The organism is Pelagibius marinus, assembly GCF_014925385.1.
Lineage (GTDB): Bacteria > Pseudomonadota > Alphaproteobacteria > Kiloniellales > Kiloniellaceae > Pelagibius > Pelagibius marinus.
In genome coordinates, this window is record NZ_JACSDK010000010.1 from 117,281 (window position 1) to 134,074 (window position 16,794).

The 16,794-nt window shown below is 64.6% G+C and carries 13 protein-coding genes; all 13 read left to right on the plus strand.

Annotation, left to right across the window (positions count from 1 at the left end; genetic code table 11):
- The first annotated feature begins 140 nt into the window (after positions 1–140).
- Positions 141–1,514, plus strand: coding sequence for a glutamine synthetase family protein (locus H7X47_RS12790; RefSeq protein WP_193369067.1), 1,374 nt, complete (start codon positions 141–143; stop codon positions 1,512–1,514).
- A gap of 103 nt (positions 1,515–1,617) precedes the next feature.
- Positions 1,618–2,655 carry a LacI family DNA-binding transcriptional regulator gene (locus H7X47_RS12795; RefSeq protein WP_322096482.1) on the plus strand — a complete coding sequence of 346 codons (1,038 nt, stop codon included), beginning with the start codon at positions 1,618–1,620 and terminating at the stop codon, positions 2,653–2,655.
- Between the two features lie 318 nt (positions 2,656–2,973).
- Positions 2,974–3,663 (plus strand): GntR family transcriptional regulator, encoded by a 690-nt coding sequence (locus H7X47_RS12800; protein ID WP_193369069.1) that lies wholly within the window; start codon positions 2,974–2,976, stop codon positions 3,661–3,663.
- A gap of 71 nt (positions 3,664–3,734) precedes the next feature.
- Entirely contained in the window at positions 3,735–5,477 is a 1,743-nt protein-coding gene (gene oxc, locus H7X47_RS12805; protein ID WP_193369070.1) for an oxalyl-CoA decarboxylase, read from the plus strand.
- 43 nt (positions 5,478–5,520) lie between these two features.
- Positions 5,521–6,798, plus strand: coding sequence for a formyl-CoA transferase (frc, locus tag H7X47_RS12810; protein ID WP_193369071.1), 1,278 nt, complete (start codon positions 5,521–5,523; stop codon positions 6,796–6,798).
- 96 nt (positions 6,799–6,894) lie between these two features.
- On the plus strand, positions 6,895–7,809 hold the full coding sequence (locus H7X47_RS12815; RefSeq protein WP_193369072.1) for a methionyl-tRNA formyltransferase: 915 nt from the start codon (positions 6,895–6,897) through the stop codon (positions 7,807–7,809).
- A gap of 63 nt (positions 7,810–7,872) precedes the next feature.
- Positions 7,873–9,546: a formate--tetrahydrofolate ligase gene (locus tag H7X47_RS12820; RefSeq protein ID WP_193369073.1), complete on the plus strand. Its 1,674-nt coding sequence runs from the start codon at positions 7,873–7,875 to the stop codon at positions 9,544–9,546.
- A 117-nt stretch (positions 9,547–9,663) separates the two neighbouring features.
- Positions 9,664–10,524 (plus strand): universal stress protein, encoded by an 861-nt coding sequence (locus H7X47_RS12825; protein WP_193369074.1) that lies wholly within the window; start codon positions 9,664–9,666, stop codon positions 10,522–10,524.
- A 602-nt stretch (positions 10,525–11,126) separates the two neighbouring features.
- Positions 11,127–12,125 (plus strand): Bug family tripartite tricarboxylate transporter substrate binding protein, encoded by a 999-nt coding sequence (locus tag H7X47_RS12830; protein WP_193369075.1) that lies wholly within the window; start codon positions 11,127–11,129, stop codon positions 12,123–12,125.
- A 149-nt stretch (positions 12,126–12,274) separates the two neighbouring features.
- Positions 12,275–12,784 (plus strand): tripartite tricarboxylate transporter TctB family protein, encoded by a 510-nt coding sequence (locus H7X47_RS12835; RefSeq protein ID WP_193369076.1) that lies wholly within the window; start codon positions 12,275–12,277, stop codon positions 12,782–12,784.
- Between the two features lie 94 nt (positions 12,785–12,878).
- Positions 12,879–14,405, plus strand: coding sequence for a tripartite tricarboxylate transporter permease (locus tag H7X47_RS12840; RefSeq protein WP_193369077.1), 1,527 nt, complete (start codon positions 12,879–12,881; stop codon positions 14,403–14,405).
- A gap of 235 nt (positions 14,406–14,640) precedes the next feature.
- On the plus strand, positions 14,641–15,816 hold the full coding sequence (gene sucC / locus H7X47_RS12845; RefSeq protein ID WP_193369078.1) for an ADP-forming succinate--CoA ligase subunit beta: 1,176 nt from the start codon (positions 14,641–14,643) through the stop codon (positions 15,814–15,816).
- A complete protein-coding gene (sucD, locus tag H7X47_RS12850) occupies positions 15,816–16,691 on the plus strand; it encodes a succinate--CoA ligase subunit alpha (RefSeq protein ID WP_193369079.1) in 876 nt (291 codons plus the stop codon). Before sucC ends, sucD begins: the two co-directional genes overlap by 1 nt.
- Positions 16,692–16,794 lie beyond the last annotated feature (103 nt).

Here is a 16,794-nt window from a genome sequence, read left to right on the forward strand (position 1 = left end):
AGAGTTGCAGGCCGGGGCCGCCGCTGCCTCCTAACGAGCCTCGACCGGCGGCATCCGGGCGATTATTGTGCGGGGTCATTTTTCATTCCAGTGAGGGGGCGCCCGCCCCCTCGATCTTTGCGAACCGGAGTTCCATTCCGATGTCAGGTCTTATCACTCTTCAGATGTTGAAGGAAAACGTCGCCAACGGCGCCATCGATACCGTGCTGGTCTGCATGGTCGACATGCAGGGGCGCCTGGTGGGCAAGCGCTTCCAGGCCGAGTTCTTCGTCGATACCGCCGAGGACGAGACCCACGCCTGCAATTACCTGCTGGCCAACGACATCGACATGGAGCCGGTCCCGGGCTACGAGGCCGCCAACTGGGCCCAGGGCTACGGCGACTTCGTCCTCAAGCCCGACCTTTCGACCCTCAGGGTGCTGCCCTGGCTGGAGGGCACGGCCCTGGTGCTCTGCGACGTGCTGGACCATCACCACCACGCGCCCATCCCGCACTCGCCGCGGGCTATCCTGCAGGCCCAGGTCGAGCGCCTGGCGAAGAAGGGCTACAAGCCCTTCCTGGCCTCGGAGCTGGAGTTCTACCTCTTCGACGAGACCTACGAGAGCGCCCACCAGAAGCACTTTCAGGACCTCAAGACCGAGGGCTACTACATCGAGGACTATCACATCTTCCAGACCACCAAGGAGGAGGAGGTGATGCGGGCCATCCGCAAGGGCCTGCAGGGCGCCGGCATCCCGGTGGAGAACTCCAAGGGCGAGTGGGGGCCCGGCCAGGAAGAGATCAACGTGCGCTACGACGCGGCCCTGCCCATGGCCGACAACCACGTGATCCTGAAGAACGCCTGCAAGGAGATCGCCCACCAGAAGGGCAAGGCGCTGACCTTCATGGCCAAGTGGAACTACGAGCTGGCCGGCAACTCCTGCCATATCCACGCCTCGCTGTGGGACAAGGCCGGCAAGAAGCCGCTGTTCTTCGATCCCAAGGCCGACTACACGATGTCCAAGACCATGCGCCAGTTCGTCGCCGGGCAGCTGAAGTACGCCGACGACATCACCTATTTCCTGGCGCCCTACATCAACTCCTACAAGCGTTTCCAGGCCGGCACCTTCGCGCCGACCAAGGCGATCTGGAGCCTGGACAACCGCACCGCGGGTTTCCGTCTCTGCGGCGAGGGCTCCAAGGCGATCCGCATCGAATGCCGGGTCGGCGGCGGCGACCTCAATCCCTATCTCGCCTTCTCTGCGCTCCTGGCGGCGGGCCTGGCGGGCATCGAGGAGAAGCTGGACCTGCCGGAGCCCTATTCCGGCGACGCCTATTCCGGCGGCAAGAAGCTGCGCGATATCCCCAAGACCCTGCGCGAGGCGATCACGGCGCTGGAGAAGTCCAAGATGCTGCGCGCGGCCTTCGGCGACAACGTCATCGACCACTACGTCCACACCGCCAAGTGGGAGCAGCTGGAATACGACCGCCGGGTCACCGACTGGGAGCTGAAGCGCGGTTTCGAGCGCTCCTGAGCCGTTTTCGCGAAGAGGCTGCGGCGAGGTTATAACCTCATCTACTGAGTTGCGCCCTTCATCGCCGCCTGCCATGCTTGCCCCCGACAGGGAGGTAAGACAGTTGCGCATCACCATTCAGGATGTCGCCCGGGAGGCCGGCGTCAGCGTCGCCACCGTGGACCGCGTGCTTAACCGCCGCCCGGGCGTGCGCCCGGCGACGGTGCAGCGCGTCGAGGCGGCGGCCGACAAGCTGGCCTATCAGCCCGACCGCCTGGCCGCGCGCCTGGCGCGGGCGCGCGACTACCGTTTCTGCTTCATCCTGCCCAAGGGCACCAACACCTTCATGCAGAACCTGCAGGCGGAGGTCGAGGCCGCCGCCCAGCGCCTGTCGGTGGAGCGCGTGCGCATCTCCGTCCACCAGGTCGACGTCTTCGACGCCCAGGCCCTGGCCGACGAACTGGAGTCCCTCGGCGACTCCTACGACGGGGTGGCGGTGGTGGCCCTGGACCACCCCCTGGTGCGCGAGGCCCTCAACGGCCTGGTGGAGGCGGGGGTCAAGGTGGTGACCCTGGTCTCCGACGCGCCGGGCTCAAAGCGCGCCCACTACGTCGGCATCGACAACACCGCCGCCGGGCGCACGGCCGCCATGCTGCTGGGGCGCTTCGTCGGACCGCGCTCCCCCGAAAAGGGGCCGGGCAAGGTCGGCCTGATCGCCGGTTCGCTCGCCCTGCGCGACCACGTCGAGCGGCAGTTCGGTTTCGAACAGATCATGGCCCGCGAGTTCCCGCACCTGGAGGTGCTGCCGGTGCGCGAGGGACGCGACGACTATGAGAAGGTCGAGGCGGTTACCCGGGCGCTGCTGGCGGAGACCCCGGACATGGTCGGCATCTACAATGTCGGCGCCGGCAACCGCGGCATCGTCAGGGCGCTGGAGGCCGCGGGCCGGCAGCGGGACATCGTCTTCATCGCCCACGACCTCACGCCCTTTACCCGCAAGCAACTGGTGCGCGGCACCATCGACGCCGTCATCAACCAGGACCCGGGCCACGAGGCGCGCAGCGCCGCGCGGGTGCTGCTCTCGGCCTGCGAGGGCTTCGACTTCGTCGCCGACCAGGAACGGATCCGCATCGATGTCTTTTTGCGTGATAACATTCCTTGAGGTCGGAAAATCGGACTGAATCCCGGTCCGGAGAGCCCCTGAATTGGCCCTGCAGCGCCCGCCAAGGCGCGCGAAGCCCAGCCTGATCCGTCTCTTGTTTGCATTGCAACAAGGTCAGAGTTCTCTGTGATGACAGGATGTTATCACTCGTTATCTAAGAAGCAGGATCGCTTCTGTGGATAACTTCTTGGCGTTTTCATAACGGGATTCTTGTTGTCGCCCCCTGGTGTCTGGGCTAATGTATACCACGAACCAGACGCCCTCGGGCGCACGCCGGTGCAAACCCTTTCTCGAAGCTCTTTAACGCTGAAGGTCGCCATGCTGCCGAGCAAGCTCGAATTCAAGCCGATCGAAAACACCTTCAGCCTGAAGGGGCATATTTACGAGACGCTGCGCGACGGCATCACGTCGATGAACATCTATGCCGACGACGCCGAGCTGAAGCTCGACGAGCGGCAGCTCTCCGAACAGCTCGGCATCAGCCGCACGCCGATCCGCGAGGCCTTGGCGCGTCTGGAGCAGGAAGGCCTGGTCACCGTGATCCCGCGCCGCGGGGTCTTCATCGTGCGCAAGACGCGCAAGGAAATCCTGGAGATGATCACCGTCTGGGCGGCCCTGGAGAGCATGGCCTGCCGCCTGATCACGGAGAAGGCCAGCGACGAGCAGATCGCCTCGCTGCGCGAGATCTTCACCTCCTTCGAGAACGGCCAGATGCAGGCCCACATCGACGAGTATTCCGACCGCAACATCGAATTCCATCAGGCCATCCTGGAGATGAGCGGCTGCGCGCTGCTGAAGGAGACGGCGGATCGCCTGTTCCTGCACATGAAGGGCATTCGCGCGCGCACCATCAACGAGCAGGACCGCGCCAACCGCTCGATCATCGATCACATGCACATCATCGAAGCTTTGGAGGCGCGCGATGCGGAGCTGGCCGAACGGCTGTCTCGCGAGCACACCTTGAATCTGGCGGCGCATATCGAAAAGCACGTCGACTATCTGGACTGAATGAATACCTGGCGGAAGCCGCAGCCAATAGCGGTGCGCCTCGGAGGCAACATGGAACTATGGAGACACGCATGAGCGATCCGGCTCTCGACACGCTCGCTTCTGGCGAAGCCGCCGAACCGCAGGAACTCACAGACGGCTTTCACCTCGTTATCGACGCGCTGAAGCTCAACGACATTGAGACGATCTATAACGTGCCCGGTATCCCGATTACGGATCTGGGCCGCTACATGCAGGCCGAGGGCCTGCGCGTTCTGTCCTTCCGGCACGAACAGCACGCGGGCTATGCCGCCGCCATCGCCGGCTTCCTGACCCAAAAGCCCGGCATCTGTCTGACTGTGTCGGCGCCCGGTTTTCTCAACGGCCTGACGTCGCTGGCCCATGCCACGACCAACTGCTACCCGATGATCCTCATCAGCGGCTCCTCCGAGCGCGAGATCGTCGACCTGCAGCAGGGCGACTATGAGGAGATGGACCAGCTGGCCATCGCCAAGCCGCTGTGCAAGGCGGCCTATCGCATTCTCCACGCCGAGGACATCGGCATCGGCATTGCGCGCGCCATCCGCGCAGCCGTCTCCGGGCGCCCCGGCGGCGTCTACCTCGACCTGCCGGCCAAGCTGCTGGGCCAGGTGATGGACGCCGAGGCCGGGCGCAAGTCCCTGGTCAAGGTGATCGACGCCGCGCCGGCCCAGATCCCGGCGCCGGAAGCCGTCAAGCGGGCGCTGGAGGTGCTGAAGGGCGCCAAGAAGCCGCTGATCATCCTGGGCAAGGGCGCTGCCTACGCCCAGGTCGACGACGACATCCGCGCGCTGGTCGAGAAAAGCGGCATCCCCTACCTGCCGATGAGCATGGCCAAGGGCCTGCTGCCCGACGACCACCCGCAGTCCGCGGGCCCGGCGCGCTCTCTGGTGCTGAAGGAATCCGACGTCGTCATGCTGATCGGCGCACGCCTGAACTGGCTGCTGTCGCACGGCAAGGGCAAGCAGTGGGGCACGGAGCCGAAGAAGTTCGTGCAGATCGACATCGACCCCAGGGAGATGGACAGCAACGTCGAGATCGCGGCCCCGCTGGTCGGCGACATCGGCTCCTGCGTCTCCGCCCTGGTGAAGGGCATGGGTGACAACTGGACCGCCCCGCCGGCCGAGTGGACCAGCGCGGTCAAGGAGAAGAAGGACGGCAATATCGCCAAGATGGCGCCGCGCCTGCGCAACAACAACGTACCGATGGACTTCCACGGCGCGCTGGGCGCCCTGAAGGACGTCATCGCGGAGAACCAGGACGTCATCCTGGTCAACGAGGGCGCCAACACCCTGGACTTCGCGCGTTCCATCATCGACATGTACAAGCCGCGCAAGCGCCTGGACGTCGGCACCTGGGGCGTCATGGGCATCGGCATGGGCCAGGCCGTGGCCGCGGCGGTGGAGACCGGCTGCCCGGTGCTGGCCGTCGAGGGCGACAGCGCCTTCGGCTTCTCGGGCATGGAGATCGAGACGATCTGCCGCTACAACCTGCCGGTCTGTGTCGTCGTCTTCAACAACGGCGGCATCTACCGCGGCACCGACGTCAATCCCTCCGGGAGCTCCGACGTCGCGACCACGGTCTTCGTCAAGGACTCCCGCTACGACAAGATGATGGAGGCCTTCGGCGGCGTCGGTTACTACGCCACCTCGCCGGACGAGCTGAGCCGTGCCGTCAAGGAGGCCCTGGCCTCCGGGAAGCCGTCCCTGGTCAACGCGGTGATCGACGAGAAGGCCGGCACCGAGAGTGGGCGCATCGGCAATCTCAACCCGCAGAGCGTGGTTTCCAAAAAATAATCAGGCTCGGCAGAGCCAGCTATTCAAGATACAGGAGCACAAGATGAAAGCTCTAGAAGGCGTCCGTATTCTCGATTTCACCCACGTCCAGTCCGGCCCGACCTGTACGCAGCTTCTGGCCTGGTTCGGTGCCGACGTGATCAAGGTCGAGCGCCCGGGCGTTGGTGATGCCACACGCGGCCAGCTGCGCGACATCCCCGATGTCGACAGCCTCTATTTCACCATGCTGAACCACAACAAGCGTTCCATCACGCTCAACACCAAGAGCGACAAGGGCAAGGAAGTACTGACCAAGCTGGTGCAGTCCTGCGACGTGCTGGTCGAGAACTTCGCCCCCGGCGCGCTGGATCGCATGGGCTTCGGCTGGGACGACGTGCAGAAGATCAACCCGCGCATGATCTACGCATCGGTCAAGGGCTTCGGCCCCGGCCCCTATGAGGACTGCAAGGTGTACGAGAACGTCGCCCAGTGCACCGGCGGCTCGGCCTCGACTACCGGCTTTCTGGATGGCCCGCCGACCGTGACCGGCGCCCAGATCGGCGACTCCGGCACCGGCCTGCACCTGGCCCTCGGCATCGTGACGGCGCTGTTCCACCGCGAGAAATCCGGCAAGGGCCAGCGCGTCCTGGCGGCCATGCAGGACGGCGTGCTGAACCTCTGCCGGGTTAAGCTGCGCGACCAGCAGCGTCTCGAGCACGGCCCCCTGAAGGAGTACAGCCAGTTCGGTCAGGGCATCGAATTCGGCGATGCGGTGCCGCGCGCCGGCAACGACTCGGGCGGCGGCCAGCCGGGCTGGATCCTGAAGTGCAAGGGCTGGGAGACCGACCCCAACGCCTACGTCTACTTCATCACCCAGGCCGCGGTCTGGGGCAACATCTGCGACCTGATCGGGAAGCCGGAGTGGAAGGAGCAGGAGGGCTACGCCAAGCCGGAGGCCCGCCTCGACAAGATTCCACAGATCTTCGACACCATCGAGGAGTGGACCAAGACCAAGACCAAGTTCGAGGTCATGGAAGCCTGCAATCCGCTCAACATTCCCTGCGGTCCGATCCTCTCCATGAAGGAGCTGGCTGAGGAGCCGAGCCTGCGCGAGACCGGCACCATCGTCGAGGTGGATCACCCGGAACGCGGCAAGTACCTGACCGTGGGCTGCCCGGTGAAGCTGTCCGCCTCGCCGGCCGATGTGCAGCGCTCGCCGCTGCTGGGTGAGCACACCAACGAGATCCTCAAGGACGTTCTCGGCCTCTCCGAAGAGGAGGTGCAGGATACCTGGGCGAGCGGTGCGCTCGGCGATATGCCGGAGCAGGCTGCCGCCGAGTGAATGTTAGGCGTCGCGGCGAGATCAGACGCCGCGACGCGAATCAACGCTCATCAGCAATCAAGACCATTGGTCTAAAGACATACGGGGAATACGGGGATGCGGATAGTCGTCCACGGCCAGCAGGCCTTCGGTAAAGCGGTGCTCGAGAAGCTTCTCGAGCGGGGTGAGAACGTCGTCGGTGTGTTCTGCGCGCCCGACAAGGAGGGGCGGCCGACCGACCCCTTGAAGGAGTTCGCCCTGGAAAAGGGCCTGCCGCTGCACCAGCCGTCGTCATGGAAAACGCCGGAGGCCAAGGAACTGATGGCCTCCTTCGAGCCGGACCTCTGCGTTATGGCCTACGTGACCCTGTTCGTGCCCCAGGACGTCGTCGACCTGCCGACCAAGGGGACCATCCAGTATCACCCCTCGCTGCTGCCGCTGCACCGCGGGCCCAGCTCGATCAACTGGCCGATCATCATGGGATCGAAGCAGACCGGCCTGACCATCTTCGAGCCCGACGAGGGCCTGGACGAGGGTCCGATCATCATGCAGAAGACGGTCGACATCGGCCCCGACGATACCCTCGGCACGCTGTACTTCAACCACCTCTTCCCCATGGGCGTGGACGCCATGTGCGAGTGCGTCGACCTAGTGCGCGAGGGCAAGGTCACGAAGACGCCGCAGGACCACAGCAAGGCGACCTACGAGAGCTGGTGCCGCAAGGCCGACGCCGAGATCGATTGGTCGAAGCCGGTCGACGAGGTCTACAACCTGATTCGCGGCACCAACCCGCAGCCCGGCGCCTGGACCACCTGCAACGGCAACGAGTTGAAGATCTTCGACTGCCGCAAGGTGGAGGGCACCGGCGAGCCGGGCAGCGTGCTGGCCGTCGACGGCGACAGCTTCACCGTCGCGGCGAACGGCGGCGCCATCCGGGTCGAGCGGGTGCGTCCGCACGACGACAAGAAAATTTCCGCCGGCGACTTCGCGGCGAAGGCCGGCCTTGCCGAAGGGGCAAAACTCGGCAGCTAAGCAGGGAGCGCCCCGGTTCGCCGGGGCAGACAGCAATCATCAGAAAACAGGCAGAATAGCGCTATGTCAAAGTCCGACATCGAAATCGCCCGCGAAGCCGATATGAAGCCGATCACCGAGATCGGCGCGAAGCTGAACATGCCGGCGGAGGCCCTGATGCAATACGGGCCGACCAAGGCGAAGGTCAGTTTCGACTACCTGGAGTCCATCAAGAAGAACAAGGACGGCAAGCTGATCCTGGTGACGGCGATCTCCCCGACGCCGGCCGGCGAGGGCAAGACCACCACGACCGTGGGGCTGGGCGACGGCCTGAACCGCATCGGCAAGAAGGCGATGATCTGCCTGCGCGAGCCTTCCTTGGGCCCCTGCTTCGGCATGAAGGGCGGCGCCGCCGGCGGCGGCTATGCCCAGGTGGTGCCAATGGAGGACATCAACCTTCACTTCACCGGCGACTTCCATGCCATTACCTCGGCCCACAACCTGCTCTCGGCTCTGATCGACAACCATATCTACTGGGGCAACGAGCTGGGCATCGACGCGCGCCGCGTTTCCTGGCGCCGGGTGCTGGACATGAACGACCGCGCGCTGCGCGACACCATCACCTCGTTGGGCGGCGTGGCCAACGGCTTCCCGCGGCAGACCGGCTTCGACATCACCGTGGCCTCGGAGATCATGGCGATCTTCTGCCTGGCCGACGGCCTGGCCGACCTGCAGCGGCGCCTGGGCGACATCGTCATCGCCTACACCCGCGACCGCGAGCCGATCTACGCCCGCGACGTGAAGGCCGACGGCCCGATGACGGTGCTGCTGAAGGACGCCTTGATGCCGAACTTCGTGCAGACGCTGGAGAACAATCCCGCCTTCATCCACGGCGGTCCCTTCGCGAACATCGCCCACGGCTGCAACTCGGTCTCCGCCACCAAGACGGCCCTGAAGCTGGCCGACTACGTGGTCACCGAGGCCGGCTTCGGCGCCGACCTGGGCGCGGAAAAGTTCTTCGACATCAAGTGCCGCAAGGCCGGGCTCAATCCGGAGGCTGTCGTTATCGTGGCCACGGTGCGCGCCCTGAAGATGCACGGCGGCGTCGCCAAGGACGCGCTCGGCGATGAGAACGTCGACGCCCTGAAGAAGGGCTGCGCCAACCTGGGCCGCCACATTTCAAACGTGAAGAAGTTCGGCGTGCCGGCGGTGGTCGCCATCAACCGCTTCATCAAGGACAGCGAGGCCGAGCTGGCGGCGATCCAGGAGTTCGCCAAGAGCCAGGGCGTCGAGGCGGTGATCTGCGAGCACTGGGGCAAGGGCTCCGAAGGCACCGAGGAACTGGCCAACAAGGTGGTCGGTCTGATCGACTCCGGTGAGGCCAAGTTCAAGCCGCTCTACGACGACAAGCTGCCGCTCTTCGAGAAGATCGACACGATCTGCAAGGAGATCTACGGCGCCTCCGGGGCGATCGCGGACAAGAAGGTGCGCGATCAGCTCAAGCAGTGGGAAGAGGCGGGCTACGGCGAGTTGCCGGTCTGCATGGCCAAGACCCAGTACAGCTTCTCGACCGATCCGAACCTGCGCGGCGCGCCCAGCGACCATGCCGTGCCGGTGCGCGAGGTGCGCCTCTCGGCGGGCGCCGGCTTCATCGTCGCCATCTGCGGCGAGATCATGACCATGCCCGGGCTGCCGCGGGTGCCTTCGGCCAACAGTATCCGGCTCGACGATGCCGGCATGATCGAGGGCCTCTTCTAGCGGCTCGTTTTACGCCCTCGGCGGCCGGCAAAGGGGTAGGGACAAACCCCGGCCGCCGAAGGGTGCGGTTAGTACCTGCAAGAATAAGCCGAAGCGGGCTTACAGGGAGGAAGCGGGATGACATTGCGTTCGATACTGGTGCCGGTACGCGGCGACGGCAAGGGTGAGGGTGTGCTGGATCATGCCTTGAGCCTGGCCAAGCGCCACAATGCACACCTGGAAGTGCTTCACTGCCGGCCGAAGCCGGAGGACATGATCCCCTACGGCGTGCCTCTTCCCTCCAGCCTGCGCAAGAGCATCGTGGGCTCCGCCAGCAGCCTTGCTGACGAGGAAGAGGGCAAGGTCCGCAAGCTCTTCGACGACTACTGCGCCAGCCACGGCGTTCCAGAGGTCGACAACTTCCCCTGGCCCCAGGACGCGGTTTCGGCCACTTGGCGGGAGGCCACCGGCAAGCAGGCGAACGTGATCGGCCTGCGCGGGCGCCTGGTCGACCTCATTGCGGTGCCGCAGCCCGACTACGAGCAGAACCTCGGCCTCAACACCTTGCAGGCCGCGCTGCTGGAATCCGGTAAGCTGGTGCTCATGTGCCCGGCAAAGCCGGTCTCCGAGGTCGGCGCCAAGGTCGCCATCGCCTGGAACGGCAGCGGCGAAGCCTCGCGCGCCTTGACCGCCGGGTTGCCGATCCTGAAGGAGGCCGATGCGGTGGTGCTGCTGGCGTCTTCGGAGAAGGCCCAGCCGATCTCCGCGGAGGAAGCCAAGATCTATCTGGAATCCCACGGCGTGTCCTGCAGTGTGCAGGATTTCAAGCGCGGCTCCTCCTCGGTGGGGGAGGTCCTGCTTGCCGGCGCCAAGAAGGCCGGCGCCGACTGCCTGCTCATGGGGGCCTACGGCCAGAGCCGGCAGCGCGAACTCATCCTGGGCGGAGTGACGCAGTATGTTGTCGATCACGCTGACCTGCCGATCCTGCTTATGCACTAGGGATCGGGTTGTTCCCGGTTGCGCCCGGCGGTCGCCTTCGGCGGCCGTCGCGGAGGGCAGGTAATGCGGCGCCCGGGTCCACACGTCGATGTGTATCGTCCGGCAGATGGCGTGCCGGCGCCGATGGCTTCTTCTCTATCAACCTCTGGTTTATTTTCCAGACCAAAGCCACCTCTCGCCGGTTTGTCCGAGGGGAGTTATGCTTGGTCGTGGCGCGCTGCCGGCAGCTCGGATAACGCGCATGCGAACAGGGGTAGCCGTCCAGCGGCAACGCTGCCGGCAAGAAGAGCCGAAGTAGGATGCTTAAGTCCCTGTTCAGCTTTAAGAAAAGTAACGGACGAGAATCAGGAAGATTTACGTATCGTGAAATATTGCGCTGCAATAAATCTCTCTAATTTCTCTTTCGGCAATAAGAAGAGTGGACCTGAGGCGCGTCTCACGGTATTTTGTATACCACACACCATGGATGCCCATGACGTGCCTATGGAACGCTAAGAAGAACGAAAAGGATAAGGTTCGAGGTTCAGTTTGTACTGGGTTTTCAACCTTATGGGGAATACCCTGAAAACCTATTCAAAAAAAACCACGGGAGGTAAATCAGCATGACAGTTACCAGAAGAGCTCTGACCGGGTGCGCGCTTGCGCTGGGCCTGAGTGTTGCGGTGTCGGGCGTTGTGACGCCGGCCCAGGCTTGGGAACCGAAAAAGCCTGTCGAGATGATCATCATGGCGGGTACTGGCGGCGGTGCTGACCAGCTTGCGCGTCTGATCCAGGGCATCATCGACCAGAATGACCTGTCTCCGCGACCGTTCATCCCGATCAACAAGCCTGGCGGTTCGGGCGCCGAGGCCCTGCGCTACCTGCAGGACAAGGCTGGTGACGATCACACCGTTCTCGTCACGCTGAACAGCTACTACACCACCCCGATCATCAACAAAGGCCTGGGTGTGGACGTGACGAAGTTCACGCCGATCGGCCTGATGGCGCTGGATACCTTCCAGCTGTGGGTGACTTCCGACTCCGGCATCAACTCGCTGGACGACTGGGTGAAGGCTGTGAAGGCGGCTGACACCTGGAATGTGGGCGGCACCGGCAAGGGCCAGGAGGACTCGATCCTCTTCGCCATGCTGCAGGCCGAGTACGGTATCAACAACATCACCTACATTCCGTTCCCGGGTGGCGGCACTGTCGCCAAGAACCTGATCGGCAAGCACATCGCCTCGACGGTCAACAACCCGTCTGAGCAGATGTCCTTCTACAAGGCGGGGCAGAGCAGGCCGCTGGTGCAGTTCACCGACGAGCGTCTTGCGGCCTTCCCGGACGTGCCGACGGCCAAGGAGTTGGGTCACGACATCGTCTACTTCATGCAGCGTTCCTTCAATGCGCCTCCGGGCATGTCGAAGGAAGCTCAGGAGTTCTACATCAGCCTCTTCGAGAAGGTCTTCAACTCCGACCAGTGGCAGAACTTCTGCACGGACGAAGGTCTGATGTGCGACAACTGGGTGGCTGGTGACGATCTGGCTGAATTCCACAAGAAGCAGCTGGCGCGCCACGAGGCTCTGATCGCGAAGGTCGGTGCCAAGGCCATCACTGGCGAGTAAGCGTAGCTACGGGGAAGGGGGGTGATATCCGGATCACCCCCCGGACCCTCGCAGTGAGTTAAGAGTATGGCGGCATAGGGCCGCGTCCGGACCCAATCTTTTACATTTTTGTTCGTTTTCGTAGCTGCGCGTTTTAAGGAGGCGCCGGTATGAGGGTTCGTACTGCCGAATTGCTGGTGGCGATTGTCCTCGCCATCATGTCCGCTGGGATCATGTGGAAGAGCACGGAGCTCAATGTCGGCTGGGTGCCGAAGAGTGGCCCCGGCGGCGGCGCCTGGCCGTTCTGGCTGGCGACCGGCATGCTCGGGACCAGCATCTGGACGATCATCCGGTGGTTCCGCAGGGTGACGCCGCAGTCGCGCTCGGACGAGCTCTTCATGACGGCGGATACCGTGGCCATCGTCGGCCCGGTGGTGGTCGGCCTGGTGCTGTTGCTGCTGGGCACGTACTTCATCGGCATGTACATCGCGGTCTTTCTGTTCATGATCGCCTTCGTCCGCTATCTGGGCCGTCACTCCTGGCCAATGACCATGTCGCTCGCGATCGGCGCGCCAGTCGTCATGTTCTGTCTGTTCGAGTGGGCGCTGAGCACCCCTTTGCCGAAGGGCGTGTCCGCACTCGAGCCGCTCTACTACCCGCTCTATGACCTCATCTACTGACGTCTGAGACGGACCTATCGGGGGGATGCGCCGGATCACAACTCCGGTTCGCATACACAGGGACTAAATAAGGAAACGCAGGCGGTAATCGGACATGGAAACTATCATCGAACCTCTCATGCTCGGCTTGGTCGAGGCGGTGCAGCCGATCAATCTGGCGATGATGATCGTCGGCTGTATCGTGGGCCTCTTTGTCGGTGCGATGCCGGGCCTGGGCTCCGTGAACGGCGTGGCGATCCTGCTGCCGCTCACTTTCCTGGTGCCGCCCAACGCGGCCATCATCTTCCTGGCCGCGATCTACTACGGCGCCATGTACGGGGGCGCCATCTCGTCGATCACTCTGGGCATACCGGGGGCGTCGACAGCCGTGGCAACGGTCTTCGACGGGAGACCCCTGGCCATGTCGGGCAAGGGGGACCAGGCACTGATGGCGGCGGCGCTCGCCTCCTTTATCGGCGGCACTGTCTCCGTCGTGCTCTTCACCCTGGCCGCTCCGCCGCTCGCCGCTTTCGCCCTGAAATTCGGCCCGCAGGAGGAGTTCGCCCTCATGGTGCTGGCCTTCGCCACCTTCGTCGGTCTGGGCGGCGACGATATCCCGAAAACCCTTTTCTCGATCTTCATCGGCCTGGTCCTGGCGACGGTCGGTTACGACATTATCTCCGGTAAGCCGCGCCTGGTGTTCTTCGACCTCGCCGCCTTTCAGCGCCAGATCAGCTTCCTGGTGCTCGCCATCGGCATCTACGGCATCGGCGAGATCCTCTGGACCATGGAAACGAGCGGCGGCTCGATGCAGGTCAACTACGTAAAGTCGACCTTCCGCTCGATCATCGACAACATAAAGCGGGCCAAGACCTACTTCTTCACCGCGATATGGAGCGGCGTGCTGGGTTACATCGTCGGCATTCTGCCGGCGGCCGGCGCCACCCCTGGCTCGCTGATGGCCTACGGCCTGGCGAAGACCTTCTCCAAGGACCCCGAGTCCTTCGGCAAGGGTAATGTCACCGGCGTCGCGGCGCCGGAATCGGCCAACAACGCAGCTTCCACAGGTTCCATGCTGCCGATGCTGACGCTCGGCATTCCGGGTTCGCCGACCACGGCGATCCTGCTGGGCGGCATGATCATCTGGGGCCTGCGTCCGGGGCCGCTGCTCTTCGTCGAGCATCCGGATTTCGTCTGGGGCCTGATCGGCTCGCTCTACATGGCGAACATCTTCACGGTGATTATCAACGTCGCCTTCATTCCGGTCTTCGTGAAGGTGCTGGTGATGCCCTTCACCATCCTGGCGCCAATCATTTTCGTGCTTTGCCTCGTCGGCGGCTATTCCCCGAATGCGCTGCTGTCGGATGTCTGGCTGATGGTGATCTTCGGCGTCGCCGGCTACATCCTGCGCAAGCTGGACTATCCCGTGGCGCCGGCGGTGCTGGCCATCGTGCTCGGCACCCTGGCGGAACGCTCGCTGCGGCAGTCGCTGCTGTCCTCTCAGGGCGATCCCATGACCTTCGTCGAACGGCCCATCTCCGGCATTATCCTGTTGTGCGCCGTCGGCTTGGTCCTGGTGCCGGTTATCCGGAAGTTCATGCCCAAGAAGGAGGCCGCTACGGCCGGGGCGTCGGAAGGCTGACACGGAAGGGGCGGGCCCGCGGCAGCTCGGGCCCGCCTCCGCCGAAGGCCTTATGGTCCCTGGCTTTGCCGATAGGGTATCCATGGGGCTTGAGCAGCGTCTGAGAGGAGAAAAACGATTGCTGAGGCGTGGTCTCTGGTATACCATATGCCACAGAGCTGAACCTCAGACCCCGTGAGAGAACGCTGTCTTAGTCATTGATTTAGCTTCCAAGGATGATGAGGCGGGCGGATCCATGAACCTCCACGAATACCAAGCCAAGGAACTGCTGCGGCGGCACGGCGTGAACAGCCCCGCCGGGCGGCTGGCGCGCAGCGCCGAGGAGGCGGCTGAGGCCGCCCGCGACATCGGTGGCGACCGCTGGGTCGTCAAGGCGCAGATCCATGCCGGGCTGCGCCAGGATGCCGGCGGGGTGCAGCTTTGCGACACACCAGAGGCCGTGGCCGAAGCCGCGGCGGGCCTGCTGGGGCGCCGCCTCGTAACGCCGCAGACCGGTGCCAAGGGCAAGCTGGTGCGCTCGGTCTACGTGGAGCAGGCCGTCAGCTACGACCGCGAGATCTACCTTGCCACCCTGATCGACCGCTCTGCCGGGCGGGTGGCGATCATCGCTGCGCGCGAGGGCGGCAACGACATCGAGGCGCGCCTCGCCGCGGCGCCGGACGAGATGCTTTCCCTGGTGGTCGACCCGGTCGACGGCGTGCAGGAGTCAGCGGCGGCGGCCCTGGCCGGTCAGCTCGGCCTGGATGGCGCCGCCGCCGATCAAGCGGTGGCCCTGATGAAGGCGCTCAACAAGGCCTTCCAGGACTTCGACGCCAGCCTCATCGAGATCAACCCGCTGGTGGTCACCGCCGAGGGGCAGCTGCTGGCCCTCGACGTGAAGATGGTGCTGGACGACAACGCCCAGTTCCGCCACCCGGACCTGGCCAACCTGCGTGACGAGGAGGAGGTCGACCCGGCCGAGCTCGAGGCGCGGGACTACAACCTCAATTACGTGCGCCTGGAAGGCAATATCGGTGTCATGGGCAACGGCGCCGGCCTGGCCCTGGCGACGGTCGATCTGCTGAAGGAACATGGCGGCGAGCCCGCCGACTTCATGGACATCCGTCCCGAGGCGACGCGCGCCCAGGTGACGCACGGCTTCAAGCTGCTGCTGCGCAATCCGGAGGTGCGCGCCATCCTGGTGAACATCTACGGCGGCGGCATCCTGCGCTGCGACACCGTGGCCGAAGGCATCGCCGCGGCCTGCAAGGAGGAGGGGCTGCGCGTGCCGCTCATCGTCCGCGCCGCCGGCACCAACGGCGAGCTGGCGCGCAAGATCCTCATGTCGCAGGGCATTCCCGTGACCTTTGCCCAGAGCCTCGGGCAGGCGGCCGCCAAGGTGGTGGAAGCCGCCGGCAGGAAGGCGGCGTAATGGCGATCCTCATCGACAGCGACACCAAGGTCATCTGCCAGGGCTTCACCGGCGCCCAGGCGACCTATCACATGGAGCGCGCCATCGCCTACGGCACCAAGGTCGTGGGCGGCGTGGTGCCGGGCAAGGGCGGGCGCGGCCATCTCGGCCTGCCGGTCTTCGACACCGTTGCCGAGGCGCGCGAGGCCACCGGCGCGACCGCCTCGGCGGTCTTCGTACCGCCGCGCAACGCGGCCGATGCCATCATCGAATCGATCGACGCCGGCATGGAGCTGCTGGTCTGCGTGACCGAGCGGATCCCGGTGCTGGACATGGTGCGGGTAAAGCAGCGCCTGGAAAGCTCCAACACCCGCCTGATCGGCCCCAACTCCCAGGGCATCATGATCCCGGGGCGCTGCAAGATCGGCGTCATGCCGGCGCACCTGGAACGTCCGGGCAAGGTCGGCATCGCCTCGCGCTCGGCCTCGCTGACCTCCGAGGTCATCGAGCAGATTTCCACCTATCGCCTGGGCCAGTCGACCTCCATCGGCATCGGCGGCGACCCGGTGCACGGCATGGGCTTCGTCGACTGCCTGAAGCTGTTCTTCGAGGACCCGGATACCGAGTGCGTGGTGCTGCTGGGCGAGATCGGCGGCAGCGACGAGGAGGAGGCCGCGGCCTACCTGAGCGCCAATCCGGCGCCCAAGCCCGTCGTCGCCTATGTCGCCGGCCTGCACGCCCCGACCGAGCGGCGCATGGGCCATGCCGGGACGGTGAACGTCTTCGGCCAGGGCGACGCGGCGGCCAAGATCGACGCCTTGCGTGCAGCCGGTGTCACCATCGCGACCTCGGCGGCGGAAATCGGCCTGACCGTGCGTCAGGCGGCACGGGCCTGAGGGAGGTCGTTCTCCCAGGGCAGCGTGCAAATACGGAAGAAAGAGTCGGTAACGGTGAAGTCAGCAGCGACACCGGTCGGCAGGGTAGGACGGCCTCCTTCGG

Bases quoted from the DNA above. Each gene is read 5' to 3' on its own strand.
- H7X47_RS12820 (WP_193369073.1), top strand. From the start codon at position 7,873: ATGTCAAAGTCCGACATCGAAATCGCCCGCGAAGCCGATATGAAGCCG.
- sucD (WP_193369079.1), top strand. From the start codon at position 15,816: ATGGCGATCCTCATCGACAGCGACACCAAGGTCATCTGCCAGGGCTTC.
- H7X47_RS12835 (WP_193369076.1), top strand. From the start codon at position 12,275: ATGAGGGTTCGTACTGCCGAATTGCTGGTGGCGATTGTCCTCGCCATC.
- H7X47_RS12825 (WP_193369074.1), top strand. From the start codon at position 9,664: ATGACATTGCGTTCGATACTGGTGCCGGTACGCGGCGACGGCAAGGGT.
- H7X47_RS12815 (WP_193369072.1), top strand. From the start codon at position 6,895: ATGCGGATAGTCGTCCACGGCCAGCAGGCCTTCGGTAAAGCGGTGCTC.
- H7X47_RS12840 (WP_193369077.1), top strand. From the start codon at position 12,879: ATGGAAACTATCATCGAACCTCTCATGCTCGGCTTGGTCGAGGCGGTG.
- H7X47_RS12790 (WP_193369067.1), top strand. From the start codon at position 141: ATGTCAGGTCTTATCACTCTTCAGATGTTGAAGGAAAACGTCGCCAAC.
- frc (WP_193369071.1), top strand. From the start codon at position 5,521: ATGAAAGCTCTAGAAGGCGTCCGTATTCTCGATTTCACCCACGTCCAG.
- H7X47_RS12830 (WP_193369075.1), top strand. From the start codon at position 11,127: ATGACAGTTACCAGAAGAGCTCTGACCGGGTGCGCGCTTGCGCTGGGC.
- H7X47_RS12800 (WP_193369069.1), top strand. From the start codon at position 2,974: ATGCTGCCGAGCAAGCTCGAATTCAAGCCGATCGAAAACACCTTCAGC.
- sucC (WP_193369078.1), top strand. From the start codon at position 14,641: ATGAACCTCCACGAATACCAAGCCAAGGAACTGCTGCGGCGGCACGGC.
- oxc (WP_193369070.1), top strand. From the start codon at position 3,735: ATGAGCGATCCGGCTCTCGACACGCTCGCTTCTGGCGAAGCCGCCGAA.